Origin of the sequence: Micromonospora zhanjiangensis, assembly GCF_042650605.1 — a bacterium.
In the GTDB taxonomy this organism is placed as follows: Bacteria; Actinomycetota; Actinomycetes; order Mycobacteriales; family Micromonosporaceae; genus Micromonospora_J; species Micromonospora_J zhanjiangensis.
The window spans coordinates 1-11,532 of record NZ_JBHSBN010000061.1; the positions used below are offsets into that span (position 1 = coordinate 1).

At 64.6% G+C, this 11,532-nt stretch carries 3 protein-coding genes; 2 read left to right on the top strand and 1 reads right to left on the bottom strand.

Annotation, left to right across the window (positions count from 1 at the left end):
* Window positions 1-3,502 (bottom strand): LamG-like jellyroll fold domain-containing protein (locus tag ACFOX0_RS33325; RefSeq protein ID WP_377553537.1); only part of this gene is annotated, 3,502 nt, incomplete at its 3' end.
* 381 nt (window positions 3,503-3,883) lie between these two features.
* Between ACFOX0_RS33325 and ACFOX0_RS33330 the strand changes: the two genes are divergently transcribed.
* A complete protein-coding gene (locus ACFOX0_RS33330; RefSeq protein WP_377553539.1) occupies window positions 3,884-10,840 on the top strand; it encodes an RHS repeat-associated core domain-containing protein in 6,957 nt (2,318 codons plus the stop codon).
* A gap of 10 nt (window positions 10,841-10,850) precedes the next feature.
* Window positions 10,851-11,282: a hypothetical protein gene (locus tag ACFOX0_RS33335; protein WP_377553540.1), complete on the top strand. Its 432-nt coding sequence runs from the start codon at window positions 10,851-10,853 to the stop codon at window positions 11,280-11,282.
* The last annotated feature ends 250 nt before the right edge of the window (window positions 11,283-11,532 follow it).

Below are 11,532 nucleotides of genomic sequence, written 5' to 3' on the forward strand. Positions count from 1 at the left end.
CGGTGGCAGGCCAGGTGACGGCGGCGTTGTGCCGCGCGCTACCGCGCAGCTTGCCGTCGACGTAGAGGGCCATGGTGTTGGTGGCGGCGTTGTAGGTGGCGGTCAGGTGGGTCCAGACCCCGAGTTGCGCGCCGGTGGGAGTGATGACCTGGTCGTACGCCCAGGCGGTGGTGTCCCCGGTGGCCATGCCGAAACGCCAGGTGTTATCTGCTTGTTCGTTCCACAGGATGAATCGGGAGGAGTGGGCGCCGTCTTCGGAGACGATGACGCCACCGGCGTCGGTCGGTTTGACCCACGCCGAGATGCTGAACGAGCGGGTGGTGTCGATGAGTGCCGCGTCGTGGGTTAGGTGGGCGCCGCTGCTGCGGTCGGAGAGGGTTCCGGTGGGGTCGGTGTTGAGCATCACGCTCGGGCTGAACAGGTCACCGGTACGCCAGACCGCGCTGCCGGTGGCAGTCAGCGTCTTGGTGCCGGTGTTGTCAGTGGCGACCACCGGCCCGGCGTCATGGTCGTTCAGCGGCCACGCGTAGGTCGCGGTGATCAACGCCTGGGCCGGCTGCTGGGTGATGGTGCCGCTGCCGCCGGACAGGTTGCTCACCAGCCAGGGTGTGACGGTGGAGGCGGCTGCGACGGTCCACAGGTCGGGGGTGCCGTCGCCGTTGATGTCACCAGCCTGCAGTTGCAGGGCAACGTTGGTGTTCCAGTTGGTGGCCAGGGCGTACGGGGTGTAGGTCAGCGTCTGGCTGTCCATGTCGTAGGCCAGGTTGGTCCACAGGTGCAGCGCTCCCGTGCTGGCGTTGCGGAGGAACATCGCCGTGCCGCTGGCGGTCTGCGCGGTGCTGATGGTCCATTTGTCCCAGTCAGTGCCACCGGTCGGGGTCAGGACGCTAGCCAGCTGATCGACTCGGCCCCAGCCAGCCAGGCCGTCGCTGGTGGGGTAGTAGGTCAGGGAAAATCCTTGGGTGGTGTTACCGCTGATGCCGATCAGGTCGGGATACATGAGGCCCTGGTGGGTGGTGTTGCCCGCATTGGCGAGCTGCAGTGGGTTGGCCCCGCTGGCGTCGGCCAGTAGCCCGGCGGTGAAACTCTGTGCGCTGCCACTTCCCGTGTGGAGGACCGACCCGTCGCCCTCGCCGTACAAGATGACGCCGCTGCCGGCGTTGGGTCCGGAGGGGTAGTAGGCGAGCAGGTCCTGCAGGCCGTCTCCGTGGAAGTGACCGGTGAGGATGGTGGCGCCGGTGAAGTCGGCGGATTCGTCGTTCCCGGTGACGCCGTTGCCATTCGCGCCGATGTTCACCGCGTTGGGGTTGAGACCGGACATGCCCTTTCCGTTGGCCAGCCAGACCCCGGCGGGAAGTCCGTTGACGGCGCCCACGGTAACCAGGTCCGCGATGTTGTCGCCGGTGAGGTCACCGTCCGGAGCTGTCGCGGCGGGTTTCGAGTTGAAGGTGACGCTCGCGGTCTGTCCGAAGTTTCCGCCGGCGGACAGGCTGGTCACGGCGAGGGTGTTGGTGGTGCGGGTGGGCTTGATGCTGATGCTCGCCGCACCGGCGGTCGCCGGAACGGTGATGGGCGGGGCCGCGTTGAGTTGGTAGCTGTAGCTGGTGGGAACGGTGCCGGAGGCGGGGGGAGCGATTGTGAAGGTGGCCGCGGTGCCGATCGTGGTGTCGTCCGAGGGTGGGGTGACCACCGGTGGGCCGGTGCGGGTGGGGTCGAAGGTGAAGCTGCAGGTGGCTGACCAGTAGCTGGCCAGGTTGAAGTCTGTCGCCTGCACGCGCCAGGAGAATTGCGTGGCCGCGGGGCCGGCGGCGCTGTTCAACTTGGCCGCGGGTACCACCAGTACCGCAGTGCTGCCGGAAGGGTAGGTCAGCAGATTCGGATCGGACGACATGACAGGCATCTCGGCGGGGTCCGACGTCTTCCACAGCTTGAACGACACGCCCAGGACACCACCGTTCCGGTCGGACACCGGCGCGTAGAGCGACACCGGCCCGTCGCCTACCACGTTTGGGGTTGGCGCGGCGCACGTCGTTGTCGGGGAGGTGCTCATCCCGGTCGGCGTGTTTGGCCGGTGGTTGTATTTGACGGTCAGGCTGGGCGTTCGCTTGTCGAACTTTTTCCAGCCCTCGTATTCGCTGGTTCCGGCGGCGAGTAGGAAGGTCTGGGTCTTTTTGTCAGCCGCGACGATGGTTTTGATCGACGATGTGACGTCGAATCCAACCCCCTTGGCAGGGCAGCTGGAATTGTATCCGTGCGCGACATTCTGGGAATCCACGACCGGCCCGAGGTTGACGTTCTTCCAGGAATCCCAGATCGCGTTCGAGGAGGTCAGGGTAGTGCCGGGGGTGTAGACGTTGACAACTCGTGCGCTGCACGAGTACGACCATATTTCAGTGATGTCGAAACTGGCTGAGCTGATGGCCGCGGTCTTCAGCAGAGCGCTGTCGATCGGGAAGTTGACCAGGGTCCAGGCGCGGATCTCGCCGACGTTCCCGACCTGCATGAACCCCTCCGGCGAGGGGGTGTTCTTCCAGTAGTTCGTGGTCGGGTGGTCGGGGCTGATCGTCGCCCATCCGTTGTTCGACGCCCCATAGGAGGACCAGTTGTAGGTGGGGTCGATGTAGACCGGGTAAACGGTTTTCGGGTCGGCCATGAACGTTTGACTCGGTGTGAGTTCGATGGCCGTCGCGGAGACGGTGGTCGGGACGCTGACCGTGTTCGCACCCGATCCGGGGCCTTCTGGGGTGGAGGACGCCACGCCAGTGGCCTTCGGGGTCTCCGTCTGCGGTGTCGCTATCGCCGAGTCCCACATCACCGGCGTAGGTGCGGTCAGTACCACGTTTCCCAGCCGGTCACTGCCGCTGATGTTGCCCGCGGCGTCGCCCTTCAGGGTCAGGCCCGAGGTCCGGGTCGTGAAGGTGAGCTTCTTCAGCGCCGGGTTCTTCGCGGAGGTCGCGTCCCGGACCACGAAGACGTGGGAGAAGCCGCCCTCGACATCGGCGGTGACCAACAGGTCGACGCCGGGCAGGACGTTGGCGTAGGTGGCGGTGTCGCCGGCGAGGCTGGGTGCGGGCAGCGTGATCGGCAGTGTCATCGCGAACGAGTTGCCGCCATGGGTCATTGTCGCGAACGGGCCGGTGCCGCGGGCCGACAACTTCAGGCTGTTGGTCGAAACGGTCGGCGAGACGGAGCCGTCGTCATTGCGGCGCAGAGTGGCGTCCAGGTCGACCCACGCGCCGTTGACCCGCTTACGAGTGGGGAACGCCGTCTGCTTCAGGGTCAGGGTGCCGTCAGGGTTGGCGATGAGCGTGGACGTGGCTGTCCTTGCGCCGGTCGCCTCGACGGCCTTGCCGGTGCGCCGGGCCTTGGTGATCGACTGGTCCGCGGTCAAGGTCGACGCGGCGGGGGCCGGCGAGGTCGGACGAGGTGCGGCGGTGGCCGGCGACGTGTGCACCGTGGTCGCCGCGGTGGCTAGCAGGGCCGCAGGCAGCGTCGCGGCCATCAGCCTCATCCATTTAGGTCGGAAAACTCTAGAACGCATCTGGTACTGGTCTCCGTTCGGGGCGCGGTCCGCGGCCTTGGCGCCGACAGCTAACCAGGGCGAAGACCGCTCCGTAATCCCGGCCATCGCAGAGGGTCGTCCACCTGGTACGAGTCGTGTCCCTTTCGTCCGAACAAGAACTCGCCCGCTGTGACGAATCCGTCACCCGTGCCGATCAGGCGTTTTTGGCCGATCGAACGCTCAACAATCTTGCAAGAGCCGATCGTTACGATCTCGTGATCCGTTAAGGATGATCAACATGACAGAGTGTCTGCGCCACGGGGTGTGTGTCTGAACACTGTGCGTGGCCTCATCCATTCTTCGTACCAACGTGAGGTCCGCATGGTCAGCTCCCGGCGAGCCCGCCTCGTCACGCGTCGTGTCTCCGCTGTCGCGGCATTTCTGACGATCTCCCTGCTGGCGTCCATGCTGGACGTCCCGCCCGCCGTCGCGAAGCCGGCCGAGCCGGGCCCACCGCCGACCTCACCCGGGCGGTCCGTCGACGGCGTCCGGCCGGTGGTCGCCAAGTTCACCAGGCTCCGGGACCAGGCCAAGGACAACTACCGGCCGACCCGGACCGGGTGGCCGGCGGCGTCGACCGCCGACCTCCAACTGGCACAGCCGGCCGCCCGCGCGGCTGTCGGCGCCAAGTCGAGGGCCAAGGGCGCGCCAGTCTGGGCGCAGCCGGTGGCGGCGAAGGACGGCCGGTACGCCGGCCCGGACCGGCTGAAGATCCGAGTCCTCGACCGGTCGGCGACCGAGGCCGCCAACGTCAACGGCGTCCTGCTAAGCATCACTCCCGACGCGGCCACCACCGGTGCGGGCACCGTCCGCGTCGGTCTCGACTATGCGCAGTTCGCCGAGGCGTATGGCGGTAACTACGGCTCCCGGCTGCGCCTGGTGCGGCTGCCAGAGTGCGCGCTCACTACCCCGACACTGGCCTCCTGCCAGACGCCCGAGCCGCTGAGGTCCACGAACGACGGGGCGGCGCGAACGGTCTCGGCCGACGTGTCGCTGGCCGCGCCCAAACAAGGCTCCGGCAGCGCCGTGGCACTGGCCGCCGTTGCCGGGCCGGCCAACGACGGCGGCATCGGCGGCACCTATGCGGCCACCGACCTGAAGCCCTCCGGCACCTGGTCCGGGGGTGGAAACACGGGCGCGTTCACCTATTCATACCCGATCAACGTGCCACCTGCGGCATCCAGTCTGGTGCCGGACGTGTCGCTGTCCTACGACTCGGACAGCGTGGATGGCCAGACCGCCTCAACGCAAGCACAGGCGTCGTGGGTGGGCGATGGCTGGTCGACCCCGCGCTCCTACATCGAGCAGACGTTCACGTCCTGCGAGGACGACCCCGAAGGCGTCCCATCTCCCGTGAAGACGCCGGACAACTGCTACGGCGGCCCGATACTGACGTTGTCAATGCGCGGCTCGTCTACAGCACTTGTTTGGGACAAGACCAAGAAGGTCTGGAAGCCGGAGCAGGACAACGGTGAGGTGGTCACGCAGGTGACCAACTCAGGTAACGGCAGCGGCACCTACAACACCGACTACTGGCGGGTGACGCTGCGCAACGGCTCGACCTACGAATTCGGCCGGAACAGACTGCCGGGCTGGTCATCGGGCAAGGCCGACACCCACTCGGTCGATACCGTCGATGTCTACTCCGCGCACTCCGGAGACCCGTGCTACGACCCTGCTGGCTTCTCGTCCTCGGTCTGCACCATGGCCTACCGGTGGAACCTCGACTACGTCACGGACGTCCACGGCAACGCGATGTCCTACTACTACAAGCAAAACACCAACTACTACGGCCGCAACAAGGGTGCCAAGGACATCTCCTACGTCCGGTCTAGCTATCTGGACCGAATCGACTACGGCTTTACCGACGGCAACGCCTACGGCACGGTTCCGAATCGCGTAGTGTTCAACACCGGCGACCGGTGCCTCTCGGGCACCTGCCAGCCGTTGAACTCGGCCAACAAGGCCAATTGGCCGGACGTCCCCTACGACCTGATCTGCGTCCAGGGCACCGACTGCGACATCTGGAGTCCGTCGTTCTTCTCGACGGTGCGGCTCACGTCGATCGAGGCCCAGCAGTACTCGACGGCAACCTCGAAGTACGAGCCGATCGACTCGTACACCCTGACCCAGACGATGCCGGCGACCGGTGACATCACCTCGTCGACGCTGTGGCTGTCGTCGATTGTCCATACCGGATCTGACACTACCGCCGGGGGATCAGGTTCCCCGATCGCCCTTCCCTCCGTGTCGTTCACGGGGATCGCGTTGGCGAACCGGGTGGACGGGGGTACCGACGGACTCCAGGCGCTCAATCGGCAACGGATCGAAACGATCACCACGGAGACGGGCTCCGTCATCGCCGCGAGTTACGAACGGCCCAACCCCTGCACCGCGCCGGTGAGCCTCAATCCGGCGACGAACACGTCTTCGTGCTATCCCGTGTTCTGGACGCCGACCGGCTACACCGAGCCGTTCAAGGACTGGTTCCACAAGTACGCGGTCACCAGGGTTACCCAGACGGATCCGGTGGCTCACGGTGATACGTCGACCAGTTACCAGTATCTCGGCGGAGCGGCCTGGCACTTCGACGAAAACGAAGTGGTCAAAGCCAAGTACCGGACCTATGGCCAGTTCCGCGGCTATGCCCGGACGAAGACGTTCACCGGGGACGGGGTCAACGACCGGCGGACGATGGCCGAGGCCACCTACTACCGAGGCATGTCCAAGAACAACAACACTACGGTCGTCAACGTCACCGACTCTGCGGGCGGTGTGCACGAGGACGTCAACCAGTTGGCCGGCAATACCCTGGAGTCGACAAACTATCTGGGCGAGGGCGGCCCGATCGACACCTCGACGATCACGTCCTACTGGGTGTCGGCGGCCACGGCGACCCGGGCCCGGACCGGCGTGGCCGATCTGACAGCGCAGCTGGTGGAGCCGGTCAAGACATACTCCCGGCAGGCGATCACCGGCAGCGGCGCGACGACCTGGCGCTACATCGAGTCGGACCAGTCATACGACGCGACCATCAGCAGCGCAACGTTCGGCCTGCTGCAGCGGACCTACACCCACACCGTGCCGATCGACCCCGCCTACGACCAGTGCACCAGCCTCGCCTACGCCCCGGTGAACGTGGGGAAAAACCTGGTCGGCCTGGTCAGTGAGACGGAATCCGTCTCGGTTGCCTGTGGTGGGTTCACCCAGGGCACGCCAGCATCGGTCCCGGGCAGCGTCAACACCCTGACCGCGCCGTCCAGCGTCAACCGGCCTGCCCAGGTGGTGTCCGACGAGCGCACCTACTACGACGACGAAACCTTCACGACCACCTTCCCGCAGACGGCCAAGCCGACCCGAGGCCTGGTCACGATGAGCCGGAAGGCGGTCGACTGGACCGGCGGCGCCTACACCTACCAGACCATCAGCCAGGCGAAGTTCGACTCGTACGGGCGGCCCATCGAGGCCCGCGACGGCAACGCCAACGTGACCTTGACCAGCTACCAGGCGAACAGCGTCGGGTTGACCACGGGCACGACCGTGACCAATGCGCTCGGGCAGGTGGCGTCCACCACGAGCAACCCGAAGCGCGGCCAGCCGCGGACCACCACGGACCCGAACGGTGTGATCACGATCCAGGAGTACGACGCGCTGGGCCGGGCTACCTCGGTCTGGCTGAACTCCCGACCGACGAGTGCGACGCCGAACTACAAGTTCACCTACCAGTTACTCAAGAGCGGCGTAACCGCGACGACGACCCAGAAGCTGAGCGAGAGTGGTGGCCATCAGGACTCCACGACGATCTTCGACGCGGCGCTGCGGCCCCGGCAGACCCAGGCGATCACGCCGCAGGGCGGCCGCATGGTCACCGATACGTTCTATGACACCCGAGGCTGGATCCGCGAGACCTACAACGGCTGGTGGGACAAGTCGACCACCCCCAACACCACACTGGTCTCGGCACCCGACCTGCACGAGAAGGTGCCCAGCCAAACTCAGAACACCTACGACGGACTGGGCCGCGCCGTCATCACCGTCAGTGCCAAGTTCGGCCTCCCGATCTCCACCACCACGACGGTTTACAACGGCGACCGGACCACCGTCATCCCACCGCGCGGAGGGGTGGTCAACACCACCGTCACCGACCCGCTCGGCCGCACCAAGGAACTCCAGGAGTACACCGCCACTCCGACGTTGAACACGCCAACGGACATCTTCACCGGAACCTTCTCGGTGACGGGCGGCACGACGACGGTCACCAAATACGGCTACGACGCCCACGGCAACCGGGCCACCCTCACCGACGCCGGCTCGAACACCTGGACTGCGACGTACAACCTGCTCGGCCAACTGGTCAGCAAGGCCGATCCGGACAACGGAACCGCCACGCTGGCATACGACGACAACGGCAACCTTCAGCAGTCGACCGACGCGCGGGGCAAGACGGTCTCGTTCACCTACGACAAACTCAACCGGAAGACCGGGGCCTACTTCGCGCCGGTCGGCTCCCAGTCAGCCGCCAACCAGTCCGCCGCCTGGGTATTCGACAACGCGAACAACGCGGTGCCCGGGATGACCAACCCCATCGGCGCGCTGACCACCGCCACCGCCTACTCCGACGGCCAGGCCTACACCACTCAGCAGAAGGGCTTCAACGTCTTCGGCGGCTCCCTGGGGGTCACCGTCACGATCCCGGCCTCGGAAGGACCGCTCGCCGGCTCGTACGACTTCACTTACACCTACACCCCCAACCTGGGGCTGCCGTTCAAGGACGGCTATCCCAACAAGGGGAACCTGCCGGCCGAGACGGTCCTGCACGGCTATGCCGGTTTGCTGGACCTGCCGGCGAGGCTCACCGGGCTGAACGGCTACGGCCAAGACGTTACCTACGACGCCTACGGCCGGGTCAATCAGCAGACGATCGGCGGCACGCCCGGTCTGGCGTACGTCACCAACAGCTATGACGAACACGACGGACGCCTCGTCGGGCAACTGCTGACCCGCTCCGCCTCCCGGGACAAGGTCGACGAGCAGGCCTACGGCTACGACCTGGCCGGCAACGTCACCAAGGAGACCAGCAAGCGGTTCGACGCCCCGGCCGAAACCCAGTGCTACGAGTACGACAAGCTCGCCCGGCTCACCCAGGCTTGGACCGCGACGGACGACTGCGCGGTCACGCCCGCCGCCGGTAACGCGTCGATGGTGGGAAACACGATCGGTGGTGGAAGCGCCTACTGGACCAGTTGGCAACTGGACCTGTTGGGTAACCGCAAACAGCAGGTGGAGCACAACCTCACGGACGGCACCGACACCACTACCAACTACACATACGACGGCGCCGGCCGCGGCCAGCCGCACACCCTGACCTCCACCGCCACCACCGGCGGTGCCAGCGGCTCCACGTCCTACACCTACGACGCGGCCGGCAACACCATCACCCGCAACGCCGACAAAGGCAACCAGACCCTGGCCTGGAACGATGCGGGCAAGCTCACCGGCATCACCGGCGGGACCACCGGCAACAGCTCCTACGTCTACACCGCAGACGGCGACCTGCTGCTGCAGAAGGACCCCGGCCAGACAATTCTCTACCTGCCCGGGCAGCAACTCACCCTCGACACCAAGTTCAACACTGTCAGCGGCACCCGCTACTACGCCCTGCCCGGCGGCGGCACCTGCATCCGCAAGGCTAGCGGAAGCAGCTACACCTTCGCGCTCCCGAACCCCCAGGGAACGCCCAGCCTCTACCTCGACAACACCGCCCAGACCCCGACCTGGCGGCAGTACACCCCGTACGGTGCCCCCCGAGGGGCGTCCGCCCTCTACCCAGACAACCACGGCTTCCTCGACAAACCGACCAGCCCCGACACAGGCCTCACCATGGTGGGCGCCCGCGCCTACGACGCCAGCGCCGGTCGGTTCGTCTCGGTCGACCCAGTTCTGAAGGCCGACGACCCCCAGCAGTGGAACGGTTACTCCTACGCCAACAACTCGCCTATTACGTTTTCCGACCCCACTGGTCTAAACCACGAGGACGCCCAGTGGGAGTTCGACCACCCGAACTCAAAAAGTAAGGCCGCAGAGGACGCTGATAACGGCAAGTATGACAGCGGATCGGACTATGACTCTCCATATTGGAGATGGCTGGAGTTTAAGGCTGGCTGGAACGATGGTCTGAAGAACTTGATTCCGGACAAGTGGCATGGCATCAAGAGCTTCGTCCGAGACCCAATGGGCAGCACCAAGGCGATGATCATAGATGCCAACGACTGGAACATCCGATATGGAGGTGTTGGTGGACCCAGTGTCGGCATAGCTTGCACTCTCACGGGTGTCTGCAAAATCTCTGAAGACCTCAAGGCAGGAAACTACTACGAGGCTGGCTACGGATCGAGCCAACTCGTAGCCGACGTAGCTGTCGCCGTCGTCACCGCAATCGCGACCGAAGGCGTTGGCGCTGTGATCACAGGTGCCATGGAAGGTATGGAAGCTGCCGGAGCCGCAGGAACGATTGCCCGTTTTTTTCTGAAGGGGTGCAGAAGCTTCAGTGCTGCAACAAATGTCCTCATGGCGGATGGATCTCACGAGCCGATCGGCGAGCTGAAGGCCGGGGATAAGGTCCGGGCCACCGACCCCGTAGGTGGTGACGATGGTTCGAGGGAGGTGACCGATGTCTGGGTCCATTCGGACCAATTGGTTAGCATCAGCGTCGGGAACAGCACGATCGCCACAACTGAGGACCACCTCTACTGGAATCTCACCGACCATCGCTGGGAGCGAGCGGATGAGGTTGACCCCGGCGACCAGCTGCTAACTCCCGATGGGGTGGGCGTCCGCTTCAACGGTTTGCTCCTCGGTCCAGCCCGAACCGCACCTGCCTACAATCTGACAGTTGCGGGAATTCACACGTACTACGTACTCGCGGGAAAGACGCCCGTCCTTGTGCACAATGACGGCGATACAACGAGATTGGGGGTCACTCGGACCAATCCACAGGACTGGCGGGACCAGATGCGAATCTGGGATAATGATCCTATATATAAGGATATTTTGAGTAAGGGAAATAGGTGGAAAATCGAACACGGCCTAGTTCCAAGGGTTGATAGGCAGTGGGTTGAGTTCTTTCCTGGTGATGCAACGAAGATAGGCGAGAAGATCTCAATGCATCACATTGGTGGAACTAAGTTAACCGTACCCCTTCCCGCGAGTCGTCACTTGGAGGCCCACATGCCAGGTGGATTCCGCTATAATCCTGGCGGTCCGGGCTGTACGGGTTAGGTGGGAATCCATGCGCGAAGATCATCCAATCGACCGCTTGGTTGTCGCGGTAGCAGGAGAGGTGCCTGAATCGCTTGTTACCGCGATGCGGGCCTCGGCTCGACAACTTGTTAGTCGGCGGCCCTGGATTCTTGGTCCGCCTGAGTTCTTCGACGAACCAGGATCTCGTGATCGTCGCTCCGTCGGGTTCGCGTTGTCGATCTACACCGCTCGGCCGCCGTGGGGCCACGACCTGGATCGTCAAGTGGACCGCGACCACTTGGAAGAAGTTAAGGAGCTAATTCGTGAAGTCTGCCGTATCTCGGACGAGCATACGGCAACATTCGTCGTCGATTTCGCCGGTGAATCGATCGGGATGGTCGAAATCGGCCAGATGGATGACTCGCTCAACGTGGGCCTGATAGGCGAGTGGGAGCGGATCCTGAACGAACCACAAGAGTAGGGTTCGAGTCATCGGGCACGCTTTTTCGGGGAAGACCTGAGCTGTGGGAATGCGGCTCGGGTCTTTCTCGTCTCTGGGTGCCGACGCGGGTGAACATCGTTGGGTCCGGCGGCATCCTCACTGCTAGTGTCGCGTAATTGAGATCTTTTACGTGGCTTGGTGTTACTTCATCCTGGTTGACTTGGGCTCGTGGCGTTGACGCAGCAGCAGCGGGTTGAGCTGTCCAGTCTGGTGGGTGACCGGCGGGTGG

What these genes read in the sequence shown, in the direction of transcription:
- ACFOX0_RS33330 (WP_377553539.1), top strand. Translation starts at nt 3,884, where the DNA reads ATGGTCAGCTCCCGGCGAGCCCGCCTCGTCACGCGTCGTGTCTCCGCT.
- ACFOX0_RS33335 (WP_377553540.1), top strand. Translation starts at nt 10,851, where the DNA reads ATGCGCGAAGATCATCCAATCGACCGCTTGGTTGTCGCGGTAGCAGGA.